The following is a 22,851-nucleotide window of genomic DNA, read 5'->3' as shown; positions in this document are numbered from 1 at the left end:
GAAGGTAATTATGGAACATAATATAAATAAGCATATTTCTGGGCGCTTTAACCAAGAGCTAGAAAATGTTCGTAACCATGTACTTAACATGGGTGGCCTAGTTGAGCAGCAGCTAAGCAGTGCATTAGATGCAGTAAGTCGCAATGATGCTGAACTGGCACAAAAAGTACGCCAGAACGATTACAAAGTAAATGCGATGGAAGTTAGCATTGATGATGAATGTACGCGCATCATTGCGCGTCGTCAGCCTGCAGCGAGCGATTTACGCTTAGTAATAGCCATTGCAAAAACGATTGCCGATTTAGAGCGCATTGGCGATGAAGCAGAGCGCATTGCTAAAGTGGCACTTGATTCATTTACTAAAGATCAGCAAGATTTATTAGTGAATATTGAAAACATGGGTCGCCAAGTTTTAAAAATGCTACACGATGTACTTGATGCATTTGCGCGCATGGATGTACAACGCGCCTTTGAAGTACATAAAGAAGATGCAAAAGTTGACCGTGAATATGAAGCAATCACGCGTCAAATTATGACTTACATGATGGAAGATCCACGCTCAATTCCTAAAATTATGGATTTAGTATGGTCTGTACGTTCATTAGAGCGTATTGGCGACCGTTGCCAAAATATTGCGGAATACATTATTTATTTTGTTAACGGCAAAGATATTCGTCATACATCTCAAGAAGATATAGAAAAATCGTTGTAGGTTTTTATCTATCATTCTTTTTTATTAAAGCGGCTTAGTGCCGCTTTATGCATTGTTAGCCATGATGAAATAATAAAAAGCGTTCACAATCGCGGCTAATACTGTAAAATTCATGCTGCAAAGCATATCAATTTGATTAAAGGGTCAGTTATGCCTACAAACGCGTTTTTAGGAGTATTTGCAAAATCTCCTATCAAACCAATGGAAGAACACATCAAGAAGGTTCATCAAGCAAGTAAAGCCTTGATACCTTTTTTTAATCACGTATTTAAAGAAGAGTGGCAGCAAGCAGAAGAGCTTCGCTTAACTATTCGTAATTTAGAGCGTGAAGCTGATGATATGAAAAGAGATATACGCTTACAATTACCGCGTGGTTTATTCATGCCGGTAGAGCGTACAGATCTGCTCGAACTCGTAACTCAACAAGATAAAATAGCAAATAAGGCTAAAGACATTGCAGGGCGCGTAATTGGCCGTGAAATGACAATTCCTAGTGCTATGCAAGCAGACTTTTTAGCTTATCTAACACGTTGTGTTGATGCGACTAAACAAGCATCAAAAGCAATTAATGAGTTAGAAGAATTGTTAGAAACGGGCTTTAAAGGTCGCGAGGTGACTTTAGTAGAAAAAATGCTCGTAGAATTGGATGCCATAGAACAAGACACGGATGAAATGCAAATTAAAGTACGCCGCCAACTACGCGATGTAGAAAGCGAGCTAAACCCAATTGATGTTATGTTTTTATACAAAATAATTGAATGGGTTGGCGAACTTGCAGATATTGCAGAGCGCGTAGGATCACGTCTTGAGCTGATGCTAGCTCGTTAATTTATAAAAATCAGTTCAAACGAAAGATTAAGGTTACACAATGGATATCATTGCATCTTACGGCACGGTATTAGTTTTAATTGCCGCAGCAGTCGGCTTTTTTATGGCTTATGGTATTGGCGCGAACGACGTTGCTAATGCGATGGGTACTTCGGTAGGTTCAAAAGCGTTAACAATTAAACAAGCAATTATTATTGCTATGATTTTTGAATTTGCTGGTGCTTACTTAGCAGGTGGTGAGGTTACATCAACAATCCGTAAAGGTATTATTGATGCTGCGCCTTTTGCTGCTCTCCCTGATTTAATGGTTTTAGGTATGATCTCTGCACTTTTTGCAGCAGGTACTTGGCTATTAATTGCCTCATTTTTAGGTTGGCCTGTTTCAACAACTCACTCAATTATTGGTGCAATCATTGGTTTTGCATTAGTTGCAGTGGGTACAGAGGCTATTCAATGGAATAAAGTAGGTGGTATTGTAGGCAGCTGGATTATTACACCTGCTATTTCGGGCTTTATTGCTTACTTAATCTTTATGAGTGCGCAAAAGCTGATTTTTGATACTGATGCACCGCTTAAAAACGCAAAACGCTTTGTACCTTTGTACATGGGTTTAGCGGGCTTTATTATGGCGCTAGTAACAATCAAAAAAGGCTTAAAGCATATAGGTATTAACCTGGGCGCTACTGAAGGCTATTTAATTGCGATCGCGATTGCAGTGATTGTGGCTATTATTGGTAAAATTGCGATTTCACGTTTAAATATCGACCCTAAAGCCGATAAACAAATGCAATTTAATAACGTAGAAAAAGTATTTGCGGTATTAATGGTATTAACAGCGTGTTGTATGGCGTTTGCGCATGGCTCAAACGATGTAGCGAATGCAATTGGTCCACTTGCTGCGGTTGTGAACATTGTTGAAAGCAACGGTGAAATTGCTAAAAAAGCGGCTATTGCTTGGTGGATTTTACCACTAGGTGGTTTTGGTATTGTTGCCGGTCTTGCTATTTTAGGTAAAAAGGTAATTAAAACGATAGGTGAAGGTATTACTCACTTAACGCCTAGCCGTGGTTTTGCTGCCGAATTAGCTGCTGCGTCTACCGTTGTTATTGCATCAGGTACAGGTATGCCAATTTCTACTACACAAACCTTAGTTGGTGCGGTATTAGGTGTAGGTATGGCACGTGGTATTGCTGCACTTAACATGGGTGTTATCAGAAACATTGTAGTTTCTTGGGTAATTACATTGCCAGTTGGCGCTGCCCTTGCTATTGTTATTTTCTACGTACTAAGAACCGCGTTTGGGGTTTAACAAAAAAGTACTCAAAGACTTTTAGCTTGAAAAGATCTCAACGCCCTAGGTGTTGGGGTCTTTTTATTTGTGGAAAGAAAAAATGACCAACCTACCAAGTATTAAACAGCTACAGTATTTATTAGCTGTACATCAGCACCAGCATTTTGGCCGTGCAGCAAGTGCGTGCTTTATTGGGCAATCTACTTTAAGCAGTGCAATTCAAAACCTTGAAGAAACACTCGGTTGTCAGCTAATTGAGCGAGAAAATCGCAGCCTTATGTTTACCAGTATTGGTGAAGAGGTCGTGGAGCGCTCTCGTAAAATTATTAACGATACAATTAGTTTAAAAGAGCTAACCAAAAGCTTTTTAACGCCACTCAGTGGTAAGTTAGTGGTAGGGGTTATACCCACTATCGCCAGCTTCATAGCGGCGCCTTTGTATCACTTTTGTAAGCAAACCTTTTGTGATTTAGAGTTGGTACTCGTTGAAGATACCAGCGACAAGTTATTAGATAAGCTTGAACACGGCCATATTGATTTAGCCTTATTAGCCTTACCGTACCAAACGGAGAAGTTTCATACTCAAGTATTGGCTAAAGATCACTTTAGTTTAGTGCACCATAAAGATTACAGCCCTGCTAAAGGCGTTGAAGACTTCAACTTGCTACCCGATGCTAGTGTGTTTTTATTAGAGCGAGAGCATTGTATGACGGGGCATGCATTAAGTGCGTGTCATCTAAACCGCTCAAGCTGTATTAACCCTTTTGAAGCTGCAAGCTTACATACCTTATTAAGCATGGTAGAGCATCAGTTAGGGGTTACATTTTTACCGCAGATGGCGATTAATGCGGGTATTCTTAAAGATAAAAACATGATAGCAACCCCATCGCAAGGCGATGCCTACAGAGATATAGGCATACTGTGGCGTAAAACCACAGGAAGAATTCGCGACTTTAAGTTATTCAGCCAACAGCTAGAAGTGTTTTTGGCTCGCCAATGTAGCTTAGACTTTGAGAGTTAAGCTTATTTACCTTTAAGGTTAAAGTGCAGCAGTAATATGTTGTTTTAGGTAAACAGGGTTTGTGCAGTGTGGTTATTGGCCACTATTAAGCACTCGCGTAGCATTAAACAAAACAGCAGCCTACAAGGGCTGCTGTTTGCTATGTGTTTGGCTTTCAAAGGGTTCTAGCTCGGGTAGAAAAAGCAAGTAAATCCAAACCACTACATTAAAATACGGGAGTAGGCCTAAAGTAGCGAATACGCCTACTGGGTAGCCCTTTAGCTGCGCGTACCGATAGCACTGATACGCAATTACACAATGTATTACGAGAAGTAAAATAATCAACTGCGCCATACCTTCCTCCTTAAACCTGACAAGCTTTAACCTCTATGTAATTGCTAGTCATGTATGCTTATAGGTAATGTCATGTTTTTATTGTTAAATCATCAAAATAACAAGACATTTACTAAGTGGTACGTAAAGTATAGGCAATAAGTGCAATAATGATAGTAATAAAATGCTTAAAACTGTTTAAAAATGTTTAGCTGGCGCTAGTGTGTTGTTGGATAAAAGGTTTCTTCTGGTAAATAATTTTAAGCGTCGATTGTACTTTTTCTACAGGCACAGGACGGGCAATAAAATAGCCTTGTCCGTAGTCAACACCAATCTCTTTTAGTGCAAAAAATATCTCTTCGCTTTCTACGTATTCTGCCACAGAGCGCTTATCAAGGGAGCGGCTTATATCGTTAATGGCCTTAACCAGTGCTAAGTCAATGGGGTCGTTAATCATGTCGCGTACAAACGAGCCATCTATTTTTACATGCTGTGCAGGTAACTGTTTTAAATAGTTAAATGTGCTAAAGCCTGTCCCAAAGTCATCAATAGAAAAATGGCAGCCTAAACTATTTAGCTTTTCTATCATTTTGCGGGTAGCTTTTAAATTGTTAACTGAGGCCGACTCGGTGATTTCAAAAATAATACGCGAAGGCGGTACGTGGTATTTTTCTAGGCTCGATTCTATATGTGGCAATAAGCGCTCATCTAAAAACGATTGAGCAGAGAGGTTAATAGCCACTTGACTTAAATCTGGGTGTTCAGCCACGCTAGCAATGGCATTGCGAATAACACATTGGTCCATTAAAAAGGTGTCGTTTAGCAGCTCAAGAGAGGGAATAAATTGATTAGGGAAAATAAGTTTATCGTCTACTTTTAAACGCAGTAACGCTTCAAAATAAGCCACTTTATTGGCTTTAAAGTCCCATATTGGCTGATAGTGCAGCTCTACGTTATCTTGCTGAAGTGCTTGTCGAATCTCATGCCCCCACTCAAGCCCGGTTTGCAAGGTGTTATTTTGCGCATCTTCTTTTGAGTAGCAGTGCACTAGGTTACGGCCTAAACTTTTAGCAATATATAAGGCAATATCGGCTTGCTTGAGGCACTCACTCGGGTCGCAATTTTTAGCCGTTATTTGCGTTAAGCCAATAGAGCAGCTAATTGAATACACTTGGTCTTCAGATTTAAACTCGTGCTGTTCAATCGCGCTACAAATACTCTCTGCAATTAGGTGAGCGTCAAGCAGCTGCGTATTTTTTAAAATAACAGCAAATTCGTCACCGCCTATTCTACACACTAAATGTTTAGCGCTAATGTTTGCTTCAAATAATTGAGCTACATCTTTTAGTACAATGTCGCCTTGTTGGTGGCCTTTGCTGTCGTTAATTATTTTAAAATGATCTAAATCGATGTAAATAAGTGCGTGCTCTACACCACCATAGGTGTGCTTGGTTTGGCATATTTTATTGAGTTGTTGATCAAAATAATAACGATTATGTAAACCTGTTAGCGTATCGTGCAGGGCTAAGTGGCGCAGCTTTAATTCAGCTTGTTTACGCTCGTGTATGTTGTCGATTGTGGCAGTAATGGTGGCATTATTACGGCTATTTTTTATTAGCTGTAAGCGGCATTCCACCCAAATCTGATTGCCATTTTTATGATTAAGTTGAATCTCGACTTGCTGCTGGTGCATGCCGCCATTAAGAATATCGTTAATGGTCGTATTTAGTTTTACTTGGCATTCATCAGAGCAATAATCGATTAATGATTTTTGCAAAGACGATTTAACCCCAAAGCCACTTAGTGTTTCCCAAGCAGGATTGATAAAGCGAATTTTACCTTGTTGGTCGAGCTCTAAAACCACCGTATTTAAATGCAGCAAAATACGTTGGTGCGCCGAAAAAAGCTCTTTGTAGCGTACTTCGCTAATACTTAACTGTTCAACCTTTTGGGCAAACTCAGCATAACTAACCATAAAGTCTTCACGGCGCGCAGCATGGTCACATACTTTATTTAAAAACGACGGGTCGTATGGCGCTCTTATAAAGTCGGTAACACCGGACAGCAGCAGCTGCTCTGCATAGTCGGCATCGTTATTATCAATAATAGTTACAATGGCTTGTTTAGGGTTATGTTGCAGTATTTCTTCGACTAACTTATCGGATGTGCCCGCATGTGAAGCGGTTGCATCAAGTAGTACAATGGCAAACTGTTGTTGGTTGAAAGCGTTTAAAGCACTTTGGCTTGAGGTGACATGGGTAATGGCAAAATTGAGCTTAAGTTGCTCTGCTATTTCATCGGCTTTTTGCGCTATTGGTTCAAGCAAGAGTAAATTAAGGCGGCTGCTTTTTTCTAAATGCGTAGACAGAACATTGGCCAGCACCTGCGGCAGCATATCTTGGTGCTCAAAGGGCAGTACGGCATCTATGCCATAACTACGAGCGGTGGTTTCAGCTATACGCTCACAGTAAATAGGCGGAATAAGTAAAATTGGGGTGTTTTTTGGGGTGTTAAGTAAGCCTGAGCGGATCATGCGAGAAAAACGCCAGCCATCTATTTTCCCCACGCTCAAGCCCGTAATAATCATGTTTACTGGCTGCTTTTTTAACAGAGTGAGCGCATCTTGGCTATCTGCTACTTCTATGAATTCAAATACCTTTAAATGTCCTAAAGTGGCGCGAATAGTGCGGCGTTCTTCACTACTTGCGTTTAGAATGAGCAACTTCAGCTTACCTGCCACTTTTTTAACCCCGAAATTAGAAACATCATTATTTAAGGTGAGTAAGAATAATGATATTTACCAATAAGAACAAGATTATTTAAAGTAGTTACTCAAATGTATCTAAAATAGGGCGAATCCTCTCAACTGTGGTAGATATCTTGAGCTTAGCCGAGGATAGATATACACTTGGCGCGATTTTAATGATGTGGAATACCGACTATGCGCGTGGCTGACTTTAGCTTTGACTTACCTGATGAATTAATTGCTCGTTTTCCTAAACAAGACAGAACCAGCAGCCGTTTACTAACCCTAGATGGCCCAACTGGCAACGTTGAACACAAAGTGTTTAGCGACCTACTTGATTTAGTAAACGAAGGTGACTTATTAGTATTTAATAATACCCGCGTTATTCCTGCTCGTATGTTTGGCCAAAAAGCCTCTGGCGGTAAAGTCGAAGTACTTGTAGAGCGTGTAGTTGATGAACACCGCGTACTTGCCCATGTAAGAGCAAGTAAGTCGTTAAAGCCTGGTAACGAAGTTATTTTAGAAGGCAAAGCAAAAGCGACAATGATTGCGCGTCACGATACGTTATTTGAGCTTGAATTTGATCGCACCCAAAATGTACTAGATATTCTAAACGACATTGGCCACATGCCTTTACCTCCTTACATTGACCGCCCAGACACCGAAGCTGACCGCGAGCGTTATCAAACCGTTTATGGCGAAAAGCCCGGTGCAGTAGCAGCGCCTACGGCAGGGCTGCATTTTGACGATAAGCTAATGGCGGCATTAAAACAAAAAGGCGTAAACATGGCGTTTGTTACGCTACATGTTGGCGCAGGTACGTTTCAGCCGGTGCGTGTAGAAAGCGTAGATGAGCATGTAATGCACTCTGAATACATTGAAGTACCTGATGAGGTGGTTCACGCTGTTGCTAATACAAAAGCTAACGGTGGGCGTGTTATAGCTGTGGGAACTACCTCTGTACGCTCGCTGGAGTCGGCAGCAAAAGTACACGGCGGTAAATTAGAGAGCTATTTTGGCGATACCGATATTTTTATTTTTCCGGGTTATCAGTTTAATGTAGTTGATGCCATGGTGACTAACTTTCACTTGCCAGAATCAACCCTCATAATGCTAGTAAGTGCCTTTAGCGGCCAAGATAACATTATGGGCGCGTACAACACGGCTATAGAACAAAAGTACCGCTTTTTTAGCTACGGCGATGCGATGTTTTTAACACGTAAATAAGCACGTTTTTATCCGGTACCGTTTTTAAAAGCCCAGCTCGCACGCTGGGTTTTTATTTGCCTGCGCTAATACGCAGTGAATTTAGCGCAGCTAAGTAGTAATAACGGGGCAAAAAGGGTAGAATCGAGCGGTTAAATTATAGCTTGTTGGACTGTTTTTCCGACATTGAGGATGATATGAAATTTGAATTAGACCGCACCGACGGGAAAGCGCGCCGCGGCCGCTTGATTTTTGACCGTGGTGTAATAGAAACGCCTGCATTTATGCCAGTAGGTACTTACGGTACTGTTAAGGGCATGACCCCAGATGAAGTTAAAGCCACAGGGGCACAAATTTGTTTGGGTAACACCTTTCATTTAATGCTACGCCCAGGTACTGAAATCATTAAGCAACACGGTGATTTACACGACTTTATGAATTGGGACTTTCCAATTTTAACCGACTCTGGTGGTTTCCAAGTATTTAGCCTTGGTGCTATGCGTAAAATTACCGAAGAAGGCGTGTTGTTCCAATCGCCGGTAAATGGTGACCAAATTATGATGTCGCCTGAAAAATCAATGGAAGTACAGCGTGATTTAGGCTCAGATATCGTCATGATTTTTGACGAATGTACGCCATACCCTGCCACCGAAAAAGAAGCAAAAGACTCAATGGAGCTATCGCTTCGCTGGGCTAAGCGCTCTAAAGAAGGCCACGGCGATAACCCATCAGCCTTATTTGGTATTATCCAAGGTGGTATGTACCCAGAGTTACGTGCACAATCACAAAAAGGCCTAGAAGAAATTGGCTTTGATGGTTACGCATTAGGCGGCCTATCGGTTGGTGAGCCTAAAAACGAAATGATGAATATTCTTGATCATTGTGCGTACAAAATGCCAGAAGACAAACCGCGCTACTTAATGGGTGTAGGTAAACCTGAAGACTTAGTTGAGTCTGTACGCCGTGGTATTGATATGTTTGACTGTGTAATGCCTACCCGTAATGCACGTAATGGTCATTTATTTATTACCACAGGTACAATTAAAATTCGCAACGCAGTACATAAAACAGACACTGGCCCACTTGATCCTGAGTGTGATTGCCATACCTGTAAAAATTATTCGCGTGCTTATTTGCATCACCTTGATAAATGTAACGAAATTTTAGGCGCACGACTAAACACAATCCATAACTTACGTTACTATCAGCGTGTTATGGAAGGCCTACGCAATGCAATTAGCGAAGGTAAACTAGAAGAATTTGTTAGTGATTTTTATGCTCGCCGTGGCCAAGACGTGCCAGAGCTTGCAGATATAAATTAAAATTTAAAAATATAGAGGAAGTATTATGAGTTTATTTATTTCAAACGCACACGCCGCTGCTGGTCAACCTGCTGCAAGTGGTGGCTGGGAAATGCTAATTATGTTAGCTATTTTCGGTTTAGTTTTTTACTTTTTAATTTACCGCCCACAAGCTAAGCGTGTTAAAGAGCACAAAAGCCTTATGAGCGCGATGGCTAAAGGTGATGAAGTACTTACCCAAGGCGGTTTAGTAGGTAAAATTGTTAAAATTACTGAAGATAAAGATTTCATTGTGATTTCTTTAAATGAGCAAGCTGAAGTAACAGTACAAAAATCGGCAGTATCTGCTGTATTGCCTAAAGGCACAATGAAGTCACTATAAAAATAAAAAGGACATGCCTGTGTTAAACAAGTTTCCAATTTGGAAGTATTTACTTGTTTTAGCTGTGGTAGCCATTGGCCTTTTATATGCTTCTCCAAACTTGTATGGCCGCGATCCGGCCATTCAGGTTTCGGGGGCAAAAGGCGCAGATGTCGATCTCAGTGTAGTAGACAAAGTAAACGCAACCCTCAAACAACATAATGTAACAGCTAAGTCTACCGTGCTTGAAGGCGGCCAAGTATTAGTACGTTTTAAAAATGTTGAAGAACAGCTAAAAGCGCAAGACTTACTGCGTAATTCTCTTAGCGACGATTATATCTCTGCTATTAATATGGCACCTGCGCAACCTGCATGGTTAAAATCATTGGGTGGTAACCCTATGAAGCTAGGTCTTGATTTAAGTGGTGGTGTTCACTTCACCATGGAAATCGACATGGCAACCGCGGTAGATAATCAGCTAGAGCAAATGGAACAAGATTTTCGTAGCGACCTACGCGAAGAAAAACTTCGTTACCGTAGTGTTCGCCGCGTAGCGGGCTCTGAACGTATGCGTGTAGAAATGCGTACCGAAGAAGATAAAGAGGCGGCTGAACGCTTCTTAGCATCGCGCTACCCACTAAACGTATACATTGATGATAGCAGTAACGATCGCGCATTTTTTGCCACTATGAGTGAGCAAAAGCTTAAAGAAATACGTGACTACGCTATTAAGCAAAACGAAACCATTATTCGTAATCGTATTAACCAAATTGGTGTTGCAGAGCCTAACGTACAGCGCCAAGGTGCTGAGCGTATTATTGTGCAACTACCAGGTGTACAAGATACAGCACGCGCTAAAGAAATTTTAGGTGCAACGGCCACGCTTGAATTTCGTGAAGTAGACGAAAACGCAGACCCAAGTGCTGCTGCTCAAGGACGTATTCCTGCGGGCACAGAAATGATCATGAGCCGTGATGGCTACCCTGTGGTACTTAAAAAACGTGTCATTCTTGAAGGTAGCCATATCACTGGTGCACAATCAGGAAACGACGAATACCAGCGTCCACAAGTAAGCATTACCTTAGATAGCAAAGGCGGGGCAAAAATGAATGCCTTTACCAAGCGTGCAATTGGTAAGCGCATGGCAACGGTATTTATTGAATACAAGCCATCGGGTAAAAAAGATGCTGACGGTAAAGCACTTCCACCTATTAAGGTAGAGGAGGTTATTAACGTTGCGACTATTCAAGCTCGTCTTGACCGCTCATTCCGTATTACAGGTATTGATAACCCAGCCGAAGCCCACAACTTAAGCTTACTATTACGCGCCGGTGCATTAGTAGCGCCAATTCAAATTGTTGAAGAGCGCACAGTAGGCCCAAGCTTAGGTCAAGAAAACATTGAAGCCGGCATGACAGCTGTAGCCCTTGGCTTTGCGTTTGTACTTGCCTTTATGCTTATTTACTACAAAGGGTTTGGTTTAGTTGCCAACATTGCACTAGCAGCTAACTTAGTGCTTATTGTAGGTGTAATGTCGTTAATTCCAGGAGCCACATTAACGCTGCCAGGTATTGCCGGTATTGTATTAACAGTGGGTATGGCGGTTGATGCTAACGTACTTATTTTTGAGCGTATTCGTGAAGAGCTGGCCGATGGCCGCAGCCCTCAACAAGCCGTTCATTTTGGTTACGATAGCGCCTTTAGTACTATTTTTGATGCCAATATTACCACTTTAATTGCTGCGGTTATTTTATTTGCAGTGGGCACTGGCCCTATTGCAGGTTTTGCCGTAACACTCGCAATTGGTATTTTAACTTCAATGTTTACAGCCATAGTTGGTACCCGTGCGGTAATTAACTTATTTATTGGTGGTAAGCGCATTGATAAACTTTCAATTTAAGGAGCGGACATGCAAATTTTAAGTTTGGGTGGTAAAACCCTACGTTTCATGTCACTTCGTAAAGTGGCTATGGGTTTTTCTACGCTATTAATTTTAGCGTCGTTTGCCTCAATTTTTATCAAAGGTTTAAACTTTGGTTTAGATTTTACTGGCGGTACCGCTGTAGAGGTTGGTTTTTCGCAACCTGCAGATTTGAAAAAAGTACGCTCAGTATTAGCTGAAAACGGGTTTGCCGATGCTTCAGTGCAGCTGTTTGGTTCTAGCCAAGATATTTTGGTTCGTTTAGCGCCGCGTGGCAGTGAAGTAAAAGCCGAAGTTATTGGTAACCAAGTTATTACTGCCTTAAAGCAAGCTGATGAGAGTGTAGTAATGCGCCGCATTGAGTTTGTAGGCCCAAGCGTAGGGGAAGACTTAAAAGAGCAGGGTGGCCTTGCCATGTTAACTGCGCTTATTTGTATTTTGATTTACGTGGCATTTCGCTTTGAGTGGCGTTTTGCTGTGGGCGCGGTAGGTGCACTACTACACGATGTAATTATAACAGTGGGTTTGTTTTCTGTATTAGGGTTAGAGTTTGACTTAACTATTTTAGCGGCAATATTGGCGGTAATTGGTTACTCACTTAACGATACTATTGTTGTATCTGACCGTATTCGTGAAAACTTCCGTAAAGTACGCATCGACGACACTATCGAAATTATCGACATGTCGTTAACGCAAACACTTAACCGTACACTTGTAACGTCAATCACCACTATTTTGGTATTGATTGCGCTATTTGTGTGGGGCGGACAAACCATTCATGGCTTTGCTACAGCCCTGTTATTTGGTGTGTTCATTGGTACTTATTCTTCAGTTTACGTTGCAAGCTCGGTAGCTATTACCATGGGCGTAAGTAAAGAAGATTTAATACCAGAGGTAATTGAAAAAGAAGGCGCAGACCTAGACGCATTGCCGTAATAGAGTTAACGCTAAATAAAACCGCTCAATTGAGCGGTTTTTTATTGCGCGCGGTTTTATAGAGCTTGGTTGCTTTAAGATTAAACGTACACGCTTTTTAGGCTGAACTTAAAGCCTTGAGCCGGTTATATAATTAAGGCATTACAATAACGTATGAATAGTTAACAGTATATTAGGCTATAAACTTAGCGCTTATATTGTACCGCCCCTAAATTGAGCAAATTTAATCCTGAATGGTCAATAGCAGCTAATGCCATAAAATTGTCATACAGGCTTGCTACTTTAATGCCCCTATTAAACGACAATCAGGTTTTGCAGTGACGATGCAGCGCAAAGTACTAGAGTACATTTTAAGTAACGGTGAAATAACCACGTTATTTCAGCCTATTTTTGATATAGCTAATCAAACAATTATAGGTTACGAAGCGCTAAGTCGAGGGCCTAAAAACAGCCCTTTGGAAATGCCTAACCGACTGTTTGAAGCGGCCAGTGAGCACGCTTTAATTTCAGAGCTTGAGCTATTATGCCGCTCAAAAGCAATTGAAAACTTTGTAAAGCTTAATCTAAACGGTAAGTTATTTTTAAATGTAAGCCCTAAAACCTTGCTTGACCCTTGCCACCCAAAAGGTGAAACCTTGCACTTAATAGAGCAGTTTGGTTTAGCAGCAAACCGAGTGGTAATTGAGGTAACAGAGCAAGAAAAGGTCGACGATGGTTTTTTATTATTAAAAACAATTGCACACTACCGCGAGCTGGGTTTTACCATTGCCATTGACGACTTAGGTGCTGGTTACTCGGGCTTAAAACAGTGGTCTGAACTATGCCCCGATTTTGTAAAAATCGACCGTTACTTTATTGATCATTGCGATGAAAGCGAAGTTAAAAAAGAGTTTTTGAAATCGATTACGGTACTAGCAAAAGCAACAAACACCGCCGTAATAGCCGAAGGCATAGAAAGAGTAGAAGAGCTTGCCTATGTTGAAAGCTTAGGCATAGCAAACGTACAAGGTTTTTTACTGGAAAAACCAAACTCAAATCCAAGCCTTGATTACAGCTCAGAGCAATTACAAGCATTAAACTTTAAACAGCCAAGCAATACGTTTGATCAATCAATGGCGATTGGCTGGCTTGCTGTTACACAAGAAGCAATAGACAGCGAAACCCGTTGTAAAGACGCCCACAAGCTATTCGAAAAAGACAAAGCCGTGATGAGCCTAGCGGTTTTAAATAAAGCCGGCCAACCGGTTGGCTTACTACATAAAGATCAGCTCACTGAGGTGTTTGCAGCGCCCTATGGCCATGCACTTTACGACAAGTGCCCCGTAACTGACTTTATGGATAAACAACCTTTAGTGGTGGATGAAAACCAACTTCTTGATACCGTGAGTCAGCAAATTACAGAGCAAGACTTTGATATTCGCCGCCATATTGTGATCACCCGAAATAAACGTTACCTAGGGCTTGCCCCATTGCGTGATATTTTAAAGCACATAACAGAAGAAAAAATTCGTCACGCCCAGCATGCTAACCCACTCACCATGCTCCCTGGTAATGTAGCGATTAATGAGGCAATAGAGCAAAGGTTACGCTCACAAAGTGCGTTTTCGCTTGCCTATATAGATCTTAATCACTTTAAGCAGTTTAATGATTTATACGGCTATGCCAGTGGCGATAGTGTGATTAAATTATTGGCAGATGTAACCGTGCAAGCATGCGAAAACAGTGCTAACTTTGTAGGACATATAGGTGGTGATGACTTTATGGTTGTGTTTGACCAATCAGATGCTGTGTATATTTGTAATACCATAATTGAGCAGTTTGAACTTCAATCACGCACTTTTTTTACGCCTGAGCACATTAAGAGCAAAGGCTACTGGGCTACAAATCGTGAGGGAGAAAAGCAATTTGTACCTTTACTTACGTTATCAATTGGCCTTGTGGAGCCCGACTTACAAGAATGTAAAAACAGCCATCAAGTTGCAGCACTTGCAACAGATGCTAAAAAAGAGGCTAAGCGGTATCGCCATAGTTATTTGTTTATTTGTAAGCGCAGAAAGCCTGCGCCTGCCGTAGTGCGCTTAGCACCAGAGAATAAACAGGTGGTATAAAAAATAGGTAATTATTATGTTGCCATTTAAAGTAGTTGTTGGTGGGTTTGCTTTATTTGCGGTTAGTTTTTTTGTGCAAGGGGTAGAGATTGTTAATGTTGCTCAAAAGCAAAGTGTGCAAAATGCCCGTGAAGAATACCTAAGTGAGCTATTAACACGAGCCCTAGAGCGGGCTAATTATCCTGTAGACATAAAAATGCAGCCAGTGAGCTTACAGCAACAGCGTGACCTGATTGAGCTAGATAAAACAGAGTTAGATGTTTATTGGAGCATGAGCAGCCCAGAACGAGAGGCACGGGCAATAGCCGTTAAAGTCCCGCTATTTAAAGGCTTTATAGGCAAGCGCGTTTTATTAACCAGTAAAAAAAATGTCGAGAAATTTAAAGGCATTACCACTTTGGCGCAATTAAGTGAGCTCTCGGCAGTGCAAGGGCATGATTGGCCAGATACAAAAATAATGGCCTATAACGGCTTACATGTAAGGCCGCTGAGTAACTATCAAGCTATGTTTACGCTTACTAGCCGTGGCAGAATTGATTACTTTCCTCGCTCATTTATCGAAGTTAATTCTGAGCTTGTTGCCAATGCGCAGAGTAACTTAGTTATTGTGCCTAATTTATTTATTAGTTATCCCACCGGTATTTATTATTTTGTTGTAAGTAGTAAGCCAGCTTTAGCGCAAGCTATAGAGCTTGGGTTGCAAAACATGCAAAACAGCGGAGAGTTTGATGCGTTATTTGATGAGTATTTTGCAAAAGACATAAACTCTCTCCCTTTTACAAAAGGTTATACCACGGAGCTAAAGCTCGATAACCCTTACTTTTAAAACAAAAAAGGAGCCATAGGCTCCTTTTTTATAGTAGGGTTACATGCGCTTTATTAGCGAAGTAACGCTTCAGGTAATACTGGGCGAATTTCACGGATAATTGCTTGAGTAAGCTTAGGTGCACCACAAATAATGTTACCGCTATTGTTGTAGTTAACGCCACCTGCAAAATCAACAACCATGCCGCCAGCTTCTTTTACAAGTAACTCGCCTGCTGCTGTGTCCCACGGTTTTAAACCAATTTCAAAAAAGCCATCAACACGGCCCGCCGCTACATATGCCATATCTAGCGCTGCAGAACCTGCACGACGAATATCAGCAGTTTGTGTAAACAATGCTTTAAACGCGTCTGTGTATGCATCTAAGTGGTGTTTTTGTTTGAAAGGGAAGCCTGTTGCTAAAATTGAACCAGCTAATTCTACGGTTTTAGTAACGCGTAAACGCTTGCTGTTTAGCTGTGCGCCTTGACCACGAGATGCAGTGAAAAGCTCGCCACGAACTGGATCGTAAATTACAGCTTGGTCTAAACGACCTTTTACTTTAAGTGCGATAGAAACCGCGAAATGAGGGATACCCTTGATGAAGTTAGTTGTGCCATCAAGCGGGTCAACAATCCATTGGTAATCTGCATCTTTGCCTTTGTGCTCACCTAGTTCTTCACCAACAATGCAGTGATCAGGGTAAGATTTTAAAATTGTATCACGAATTACGGCTTCGGCTTCTTTATCAATGTTAGTCACTAAGTCGTTAGTGCCTTTTTGTTGAATTTCAACTTTTGATAAATCTTCACTTGCGCGAAGTAAAATTTTGCCTGCGTTGCGCGCAGCGCGAACCGCAATGTTTAACATTGGATGCATGGTATTACCTTTGGGTTGTAAAAGAACGTTTATATATTTAAGCCGGCGTATTTTAGCGACTTTTGCCATAAAGTAAACAATAAACCCTAAATACTTTTGTGCGTTTTTTGTACGGCCTTGAAATGCATGTAAATTTATTCGCATCTAAGGCATGTTGGCGTGTATGGATTGAAATTTGTTCAACCAAAGGGCAACTTAATCACAGCCATGATGCAAAGCTTCCGCGTCCTGCTCACGCCCCTTACCTACATCCATGTAGGCAAAGCTTCCGTGTCCTGCTAGCAAACATACTGTTGTAAAAATTAATCTTACAAGGGCAATACACGCCAATAATACTAAAAAGTAAAAAAAGTGCTTTACCTAAAGTTAGCTTGAGGTTTTATCTTGTGTTTAAGCAATCAACTAGGGTAAATAATAATGAAATTAGAACACGTACATTTAGTAGTAAACGATATAAATGCCATGCTTAAATTTTACCAAGCAGCCTTTCCTTATTGGTCAATTAGAAGTGAAGGGCATAACACCTGGTATGGCAAACCTAAGCGCTGGGTACATTTTGGCGACGATAACCATTACATTGCTATAAGCGATAATGGCGAGCATAAAAACAGAGATTTGACAGGGCACCAAGTCGGGCTGGCTCACTTTGCCTACGTTACAAACAACCTAGACGCTGTTATACAGCGCTTAAAACACGCCGGATTTAGCATTGATAAAGAGGGTGCAGAAAACCCATTTAGAAAAAACGCATATTACTTAGACCCTGCAGGATTCGAGGTTGAGTTTGTGCAGTATATGAGTGACATTCCAAGCGAGCGTAATAACGACTTATAAAATAGGCATAAATAACGGTGTAGAAAAGCGCATACTATGGCTTTTCTACCCATTGTGTTTTTACCCGTATTATTTATTACTCACCCCAAGCTGGGCCTTTAAATCATTAGCAAAACTCACAAATTTTTCTTTAATGGTGCGTTTAACTTTTACCTCCACCGAACCTAAAACTGTTTTACCTTCTAGGTTAATTGTGGGGCCTTGACGCTTATTAAGCGACACCGTTTTGTTTTCAAAACTACCTAATATACAAAACATTTTAGAAACTACATTAACGTGCTCTGGTACGTAAATTTCTTCGCTGCCAAAAATACAATTTACATGCACGGTAACATGTTGGTGGGCAAAAATAGCATCAGTAAAATCTAAAACAATCGACCCCATATAGTTTTGAATGTAAATATCTTTAGGCACCACCCATTGGCCGCTACGCTCGCTTGAGCCTAAAATGCTTCGCAGTGTTAAGTTTTCTTCATCCGCTTGTTGGGCGCTGTAGTTAGGGGCAAATTGCGTTTGCTTTTGAGCACTGTACTGGGTATCTGTAGTAAGGGTTAAATCCTCTACTAAATTAAGTAACGCAGTATTTTCGATTGCTTCCATTGCACTGTCTAAGCGCCTTTCAAAGGCTTCAGCTGAAATAACGCCATGGCTGTAGTTATAAATAAGTTGGTCTATCACTTGTTCGCGAACTTGCTCTATTGGGCGGTCTTCAATTTTTACAGACATGGGAATAATCCTTTTTATATGAGTTACCACTTTACATAGCAAGTGCTGTACCAAAATTTAACTACCTATATATCAATGGCTTATTATTTTTATAGCGCCGCTTAATTTATTATATTAACGATAGATTAACCAAAACAGCAATATAATCGTTATTTTCACCACTTAAGAAAGTTTTACCTAATAGCCTGTAAATGTTTACTCGGAGGTATTTTTATTTATACCCAATGAAATAGCTAACTCCATGAATTTAAAGTGTTAATAAAGTTGGCCTAAAGCTCGCATACATAAAAGTGTCTTTAATCAAAAGGAGAAAGATTATGAAAACATTCAACAAATCTATGATTGCGGCTTTAGTTCTAGGTACTACAGCTATGGGTGCTCAAGCGGGCACTTGGGAAAATGAAAGTAAAGATGCTTGGATTGATGGTAAGGCAGAAACAGTGCTTCTTATGAACACTAATCTAAACAACTTTGACATTAACACTGATGTAAAAAATGGCAAGGTAGTACTTACAGGTAAAGTAAACAGCGACCTTGATAAAGAGCTAGCTGAAGAACTTGTAATTAGCCTAGATGGCGTATCTGATGTAGAAAACAACCTAACTGTTGTGAAAAACATGGATATGGACGACAAAGATCGTGACACTATGGATGATGATGATAACGACTTAACTGACGCTAAAATCACCACAGTAATTACTACACGTTTCTTATTTGACTCAGAAGTTGACGGTACAGATATCGACGTTGATACCGACAACGGTATAGTAAAACTTAAAGGTTCTGTTGAAACAGAAGCTGAAAAGCAGTTAGCAGTAAAAATTGCTAAAAATGCTGAAGATGTTCGTGACGTAGTAGATGAACTAACTATTGTTGCTGAATAATACACTATACTAAAAAGCCCAGCTTAGCTGGGCTTTTTGCTTGTCATTTTTAAAGGAGCTATATCATGGATATCATTCGTATAATACTGTCGATTTTATTACCGCCACTGGGTGTATTTTTACAAGTTGGTTTAGGTATGCACTTTTGGCTAAATATTTTACTAACTTTACTAGGTTACTTCCCTGGTTTAATTCACGCTATCTACATTATTGCTAAAAAATAATGTGTGGTGTGTTCAATGTGAGCCGGCCACTTTTTTATAGTTATTAAAATTGTAAAAAAGCGGCTTACATACTTCTGCGTTTATTTTCTGTTATTTCCTGCCTATTTGCATGCAAAAAGATTACTATTTAAGCAGTCAGCTTACTGATTGTTAAAATAAAGGTTTTTGCTAGTGACAAGCCTTAAAAAACTTTTTATACTGCAACCCGCTTTAGTCGCTCAGTGGCTAAACGCTTCAAAAATTAACTACCTCGTAGTTATACAAAGTTGGCCCCTTAGCTCAGTTGGTTAGAGCACACGACTCATAATCGTTAGGTCCCCAGTTCGAGTCTGGGAGGGGCCACCACTTTTCAAAGCTTCCCAAGTAAATAACTACTAACAGAAATTACCCTGTGCTACCTCTGTGCTACTTTTCATTATAGTAATATATAAATACTTTTTCTAAGTTGTTTTGTATATCGATAGATAAGTAGATGCTAGACTGCGATAAAGTTACTAACATGGATGTGTCGTATGAACCAATTTGATATTAATGATAAAGACATAGAAAAAAAATTAACTTCTCTAAAAGAAAATGAATTAAGTCAATCAGTACTAGTTCCGTTATTGAAGGAAGTCTACTCTACTCGTGTCGAGTTTACTGGGGGAGTCTATGAAAAAGGAAGAGATATAATCATCTATAAGAAGGATGAACTTGGTGAATTAGAGCCTATCGCTGTACAAGTAAAAAAAATATCTCCCTCTGCAAATTCCCAAACTAGATCATTTCAGCAGTTGCTTAATCAACTCTCACAAGCTAAAGACGAACCTATTATTGACCCTGAGACATCTCTTGAAGTTGATGTAAAAAAAGTGATATTTGTCACACCTTTTCTTCTAGAGCAAAAAGTCATAGATACCCATAAAGGAGCTTTTAAAAAAGCTAAATTAGAAGGTATAACGATCATTGATGGGTTTAAGTTAATAGGGCTGTTGAAAGCAAAAGCTCCATTTTTGCTTAACTCGTTACTTGAAAATAAACAGATCTTAAAAAGCTATGTTAGCCCTAAGTTGACAAATGATTTGCTTATGAAAGCCTTGAACATGGGTACAGGCAAAAAGGTTTGCGATATTTACTGCGATATAGACTTTACCTTTGGAAATAATCGTAGTGCATTAGATCAACATAAGAAAATTGAACCTAAAAAAGCTGTAAAGATAGAAAGAGTATCTTCCAAGTACTTTTCTAAGTTTTGTGCACGCTTTAAGTCAATGGAAGTAGCATCAGGCATTACAATTTTAGATTGTAATGAAATCAATCTTGCTAAGAAAAAGTTTGAAAAAGCGATATCTTTAGAAAGTGAAGATAAGGCTCATCGTAAAAATATAAGCACTTATAAAAGAGAGATCAAAGAGTTAAGTTCTGACGAAATATTTACAAAATATAATTCATTAAAGATAGATGTGAGCGCTATTCTAACTCTGATTAAGAGCGATCCAGCTCTTCTTGAGGAGCATGCTTTTAAAGAACAAGAAGATGAATTGTTGTATAAGGCTTTGATGTTAAAGATTAGAAGAGCCTGCAGCAATATTGATGTGTTGAATTTAAAAATAAAGCAAATAAGAGAATTAATAGATGATTTAGATATTTCAATCGAAGTAGATTTAGGATTAGTTGCTAAATCATTTAACATTGTAGCGACAAAAGTGCGTGAAGCATACTCTAAGCGATTCTCAACAGGTGAGTATCTTTACTCAATAAATTGTCTCAATGAGTTTATAGCAAACCTAAGACCGTATATTAATGAGTTTGAAATTGAACAGCTTGAATATATTAATAATACTAAAATTACGCTTTCTGATGCTCTTGAGTCCAAATATAACGTATTGTTACTTGGAGATGCTGGTTCAGGTAAAACAACGAACTTGCAGGTACATGCCGGTACTCTCTACGAAAATGGATACGACGGCATCGTTTTCTATTCATCTTTGAATGAATTATGTCAACATAAAAAAGTGGAAGAGGACCCCTGCTTATTTGAATTAATAGCTCGTTATATGCACAGCGTAGGTATTCAAAAAAGTACACAGGAAATCATCGAGTCTTTGAAAAATAACAAATGTGTTATTATCTTAGATAGCATCGATGAGGCCATTGCTACCTATTTTTGGGTGATAGAGGCGTTATCAGCACTTGCAAAAGGGATTACAAAAGGAAAAATAATTACCTCTTCACGTTATACTGTAGAGGAAATTAGTGAGTTAGGCTTTTTATCTCTATCTTTATGTCCGTTTAACAATAATCAAAAAGAGCAGTTCTTTAACAAATGGTTTTCCCAAGCCGATGATGCTGTTCAAATTATTGAGCATCTAATTAACAACCCTAAGCTAGGCGATGTGGTGACTAATCCACTATCGGCGACGATTTTAGCAACACTAAAAGAGAATAATATACCACTACCTACAACAGAGGCTTCGCTCTATCAAAAACGATTTGAATTGCTTAGTGGTATGTTTGATAGATTCAAAGGTGTTAATCGCTCAACAATACAACCAGAAAATTTAATTAGAACAGCTCAATACTTGGCCTTTGAAATACATAAAAAAGGAGAGCGAAAGTTTTCTCGTGAACAAGCAATAAAGATTTGCAAAGGCTATGAAGATAATTTTGACTTATCGCCAAGCGAAGCAGTTGTTAATGAACTGATTTCTCCTTGTGAGATTATCCAGCCTACCAACGATGGAAATTTTAGTTTTGGGCACTTGCGATTCCAAGAGTTTTTATCATCAAAGGAGTTTGGCCATAGAAGGGGCTTAGTGTTGCACAAATATGTCACTTCTAATTGGTGGTACGATGTTATTGTTCTCTATTGCCAAGACTCGAAGAGTATAGACTGGATTATTGAAGATGCAATTCAAAATGAATATACAGCTAAATCGCCGGAGTTACTCAAAACGATAATCCAATTTGGTAAGGAAAGTCAAAAAAGTAAACTTATGCGGAAGTTGAATATTGCTTTGAACGAAGAGGTTAAATCTGCCCCAAATTATTTTGAAGACGATAATTATGACGATATTAGCTTTGAACTAGGTTTAAATCTTTAGGTTAAATTTACTCTGTAGGTTGAATTATTACTTTAAATAAACTTCAGTAATTTCAGCCCTGAAATGGCCTAGCTCTTGCGATACTGTTTCGAGAGCTATTGCTCTACTTAAACCGAAACTCCTTAGCTCAGCCATTCTCTCTTGTGCGTAGCTATGCCTGAGGCCATGACCGCCATTAGAAAAAAAGAGTGTGCGGCTAGATGCTTTTGAGAATGAGCATGACCATTTATGACCACCGCCAAGATCGTAGCGTTGCAAATAGTTAATTTCCCTATCACGAACGGTAATAGGCTGTGCTAAGCGCCTTTGTTCTAGTTGTGTAGCCAGTGCGTTAGGTATTAATACATCACGGATTAGGCCACCTTTGCCTTTCACTGTATAAATACAACCTTCTCGACCAAGCCATTTGCTGTTTAGGGCTGGGCGCTTGTCTGCTTTACCTCTGGCAATTGTTAAAAGCTCATGGGCTCTTAATCCTACGGCATAGGCTATTTGTGTAGATAAATTATATTTTCTAGTTTGATGTTCACTGATTGCGTGAGCTTGGGCTGAAGTGTAGGCGCGAGACTTTTCGATTATCTCTTTTTCGTATTTTTTAACATCCAGTGTTTCTTTTATGCTTGTATTTTAATATCGAAAGGCGATGGCTGGATTTGCATATAAAGATTTAAATA

Annotated in this window: 20 protein-coding genes and 1 tRNA gene; 16 read left to right on the top strand and 5 right to left on the bottom strand. The window is 39.8% G+C overall.

Going from position 1 to position 22,851, the window contains the following annotated elements:
* Positions 1-10: 10 nt before the first annotated feature.
* From phoU to MTF64_RS14045, 4 genes are all read left to right on the top strand, one after another.
* The gene (gene phoU, locus MTF64_RS14060) at positions 11-712 is read left to right on the top strand and encodes a phosphate signaling complex protein PhoU (protein WP_004587621.1); all 702 of its coding nucleotides are present in this window, start codon (positions 11-13) and stop codon (positions 710-712) included.
* 150 nt (positions 713-862) lie between these two features.
* Positions 863-1,540 (top strand): TIGR00153 family protein, encoded by a 678-nt coding sequence (locus MTF64_RS14055; RefSeq protein WP_004587620.1) that lies wholly within the window; start codon positions 863-865, stop codon positions 1,538-1,540.
* 40 nt (positions 1,541-1,580) lie between these two features.
* Positions 1,581-2,849 carry an inorganic phosphate transporter gene (locus MTF64_RS14050; protein ID WP_024031439.1) on the top strand — a complete coding sequence of 423 codons (1,269 nt, stop codon included), beginning with the start codon at positions 1,581-1,583 and terminating at the stop codon, positions 2,847-2,849.
* Positions 2,850-2,931: 82 nt separating this feature from the next.
* Positions 2,932-3,852 (top strand): hydrogen peroxide-inducible genes activator, encoded by a 921-nt coding sequence (locus tag MTF64_RS14045; protein WP_004587618.1) that lies wholly within the window; start codon positions 2,932-2,934, stop codon positions 3,850-3,852.
* 120 nt (positions 3,853-3,972) lie between these two features.
* Here MTF64_RS14045 and MTF64_RS14040 read toward each other — a convergent pair whose 3' ends face one another.
* Positions 3,973-4,185, bottom strand: coding sequence for a hypothetical protein (locus MTF64_RS14040; RefSeq protein WP_024031438.1), 213 nt, complete (start codon positions 4,183-4,185; stop codon positions 3,973-3,975).
* A 187-nt stretch (positions 4,186-4,372) separates the two neighbouring features.
* Positions 4,373-6,904, bottom strand: a complete 2,532-nt coding sequence (locus MTF64_RS14035; RefSeq protein WP_248451761.1) for an EAL domain-containing protein — start codon at positions 6,902-6,904, stop codon at positions 4,373-4,375.
* 201 nt (positions 6,905-7,105) lie between these two features.
* On the opposite strand from MTF64_RS14035, the gene queA reads away from it, so the two are divergent.
* From queA to MTF64_RS14000, 7 genes are all read left to right on the top strand, one after another.
* The gene (gene queA, locus MTF64_RS14030) at positions 7,106-8,137 is read left to right on the top strand and encodes a tRNA preQ1(34) S-adenosylmethionine ribosyltransferase-isomerase QueA (RefSeq protein ID WP_138579513.1); all 1,032 of its coding nucleotides are present in this window, start codon (positions 7,106-7,108) and stop codon (positions 8,135-8,137) included.
* Positions 8,138-8,313: 176 nt separating this feature from the next.
* Positions 8,314-9,438: a tRNA guanosine(34) transglycosylase Tgt gene (gene tgt / locus MTF64_RS14025; protein ID WP_004587614.1), complete on the top strand. Its 1,125-nt coding sequence runs from the start codon at positions 8,314-8,316 to the stop codon at positions 9,436-9,438.
* 25 nt (positions 9,439-9,463) lie between these two features.
* Complete coding sequence (gene yajC / locus MTF64_RS14020) at positions 9,464-9,799, top strand: preprotein translocase subunit YajC (protein ID WP_004587613.1); 336 nt, start codon at positions 9,464-9,466, stop codon at positions 9,797-9,799.
* 19 nt (positions 9,800-9,818) lie between these two features.
* Positions 9,819-11,678 (top strand): protein translocase subunit SecD, encoded by a 1,860-nt coding sequence (gene secD / locus MTF64_RS14015; protein ID WP_004587612.1) that lies wholly within the window; start codon positions 9,819-9,821, stop codon positions 11,676-11,678.
* A gap of 9 nt (positions 11,679-11,687) precedes the next feature.
* Complete coding sequence (gene secF, locus MTF64_RS14010; protein WP_004587611.1) at positions 11,688-12,635, top strand: protein translocase subunit SecF; 948 nt, start codon at positions 11,688-11,690, stop codon at positions 12,633-12,635.
* A 317-nt stretch (positions 12,636-12,952) separates the two neighbouring features.
* Positions 12,953-14,743, top strand: a complete 1,791-nt coding sequence (locus MTF64_RS14005) for a bifunctional diguanylate cyclase/phosphodiesterase (RefSeq protein ID WP_054983266.1) — start codon at positions 12,953-12,955, stop codon at positions 14,741-14,743.
* 16 nt (positions 14,744-14,759) lie between these two features.
* A complete protein-coding gene (locus tag MTF64_RS14000) occupies positions 14,760-15,569 on the top strand; it encodes a transporter substrate-binding domain-containing protein (protein WP_248451760.1) in 810 nt (269 codons plus the stop codon).
* A gap of 53 nt (positions 15,570-15,622) precedes the next feature.
* Here MTF64_RS14000 and suhB read toward each other — a convergent pair whose 3' ends face one another.
* Positions 15,623-16,426: an inositol-1-monophosphatase gene (gene suhB, locus MTF64_RS13995; protein WP_024031435.1), complete on the bottom strand. Its 804-nt coding sequence runs from the start codon at positions 16,424-16,426 to the stop codon at positions 15,623-15,625.
* A gap of 417 nt (positions 16,427-16,843) precedes the next feature.
* On the opposite strand from suhB, the gene MTF64_RS13990 reads away from it, so the two are divergent.
* Entirely contained in the window at positions 16,844-17,260 is a 417-nt protein-coding gene (locus tag MTF64_RS13990; RefSeq protein WP_248451759.1) for a VOC family protein, read from the top strand.
* 69 nt (positions 17,261-17,329) lie between these two features.
* On the opposite strand, the gene MTF64_RS13985 is transcribed toward MTF64_RS13990, so the two are convergent.
* Positions 17,330-17,986 (bottom strand): LiaF domain-containing protein, encoded by a 657-nt coding sequence (locus tag MTF64_RS13985; protein ID WP_248451758.1) that lies wholly within the window; start codon positions 17,984-17,986, stop codon positions 17,330-17,332.
* A 317-nt stretch (positions 17,987-18,303) separates the two neighbouring features.
* Between MTF64_RS13985 and MTF64_RS13980 the strand changes: the two genes are divergently transcribed.
* The 4 genes from MTF64_RS13980 (at position 18,304) to MTF64_RS13965 (ending at position 22,177) form a co-directional block, all read left to right on the top strand.
* Positions 18,304-18,870 carry a BON domain-containing protein gene (locus MTF64_RS13980; RefSeq protein WP_004587605.1) on the top strand — a complete coding sequence of 189 codons (567 nt, stop codon included), beginning with the start codon at positions 18,304-18,306 and terminating at the stop codon, positions 18,868-18,870.
* Between the two features lie 65 nt (positions 18,871-18,935).
* Positions 18,936-19,094 (top strand): YqaE/Pmp3 family membrane protein, encoded by a 159-nt coding sequence (locus MTF64_RS13975; RefSeq protein WP_004587604.1) that lies wholly within the window; start codon positions 18,936-18,938, stop codon positions 19,092-19,094.
* A gap of 268 nt (positions 19,095-19,362) precedes the next feature.
* A tRNA-Ile gene (locus tag MTF64_RS13970) sits at positions 19,363-19,439 on the top strand.
* A gap of 167 nt (positions 19,440-19,606) precedes the next feature.
* On the top strand, positions 19,607-22,177 hold the full coding sequence (locus MTF64_RS13965) for an NACHT domain-containing protein (RefSeq protein WP_248451757.1): 2,571 nt from the start codon (positions 19,607-19,609) through the stop codon (positions 22,175-22,177).
* Between the two features lie 27 nt (positions 22,178-22,204).
* Here the strand turns inward: MTF64_RS13965 and MTF64_RS13960 are convergent, their stop codons facing one another.
* Entirely contained in the window at positions 22,205-22,552 is a 348-nt protein-coding gene (locus MTF64_RS13960) for a hypothetical protein (protein WP_248451756.1), read from the bottom strand.
* Positions 22,553-22,851 lie beyond the last annotated feature (299 nt).

Origin of the sequence: Pseudoalteromonas sp. 2CM41L (assembly GCF_023161905.1) — a bacterium.
GTDB classification, from domain to species: domain Bacteria; phylum Pseudomonadota; class Gammaproteobacteria; order Enterobacterales; family Alteromonadaceae; genus Pseudoalteromonas; species Pseudoalteromonas atlantica.
This window is presented reverse-complemented; position numbering and strand designations above follow the sequence as displayed.

Bases quoted from the DNA above. Each gene is read 5' to 3' on its own strand.
- secF (WP_004587611.1), top strand. From the start codon at position 11,688: ATGCAAATTTTAAGTTTGGGTGGTAAAACCCTACGTTTCATGTCACTT.
- MTF64_RS14050 (WP_024031439.1), top strand. From the start codon at position 1,581: ATGGATATCATTGCATCTTACGGCACGGTATTAGTTTTAATTGCCGCA.
- phoU (WP_004587621.1), top strand. From the start codon at position 11: ATGGAACATAATATAAATAAGCATATTTCTGGGCGCTTTAACCAAGAG.
- MTF64_RS13980 (WP_004587605.1), top strand. From the start codon at position 18,304: ATGAAAACATTCAACAAATCTATGATTGCGGCTTTAGTTCTAGGTACT.
- yajC (WP_004587613.1), top strand. From the start codon at position 9,464: ATGAGTTTATTTATTTCAAACGCACACGCCGCTGCTGGTCAACCTGCT.
- MTF64_RS13985 (WP_248451758.1), bottom strand. From the start codon at position 17,986: ATGTCTGTAAAAATTGAAGACCGCCCAATAGAGCAAGTTCGCGAACAA.
- MTF64_RS13990 (WP_248451759.1), top strand. From the start codon at position 16,844: ATGAAATTAGAACACGTACATTTAGTAGTAAACGATATAAATGCCATG.
- MTF64_RS14040 (WP_024031438.1), bottom strand. From the start codon at position 4,185: ATGGCGCAGTTGATTATTTTACTTCTCGTAATACATTGTGTAATTGCG.
- suhB (WP_024031435.1), bottom strand. From the start codon at position 16,426: ATGCATCCAATGTTAAACATTGCGGTTCGCGCTGCGCGCAACGCAGGC.
- queA (WP_138579513.1), top strand. From the start codon at position 7,106: ATGCGCGTGGCTGACTTTAGCTTTGACTTACCTGATGAATTAATTGCT.
- MTF64_RS14055 (WP_004587620.1), top strand. From the start codon at position 863: ATGCCTACAAACGCGTTTTTAGGAGTATTTGCAAAATCTCCTATCAAA.
- MTF64_RS14045 (WP_004587618.1), top strand. From the start codon at position 2,932: ATGACCAACCTACCAAGTATTAAACAGCTACAGTATTTATTAGCTGTA.
- MTF64_RS14000 (WP_248451760.1), top strand. From the start codon at position 14,760: ATGTTGCCATTTAAAGTAGTTGTTGGTGGGTTTGCTTTATTTGCGGTT.
- tgt (WP_004587614.1), top strand. From the start codon at position 8,314: ATGAAATTTGAATTAGACCGCACCGACGGGAAAGCGCGCCGCGGCCGC.
- MTF64_RS13975 (WP_004587604.1), top strand. From the start codon at position 18,936: ATGGATATCATTCGTATAATACTGTCGATTTTATTACCGCCACTGGGT.
- MTF64_RS13965 (WP_248451757.1), top strand. From the start codon at position 19,607: ATGAACCAATTTGATATTAATGATAAAGACATAGAAAAAAAATTAACT.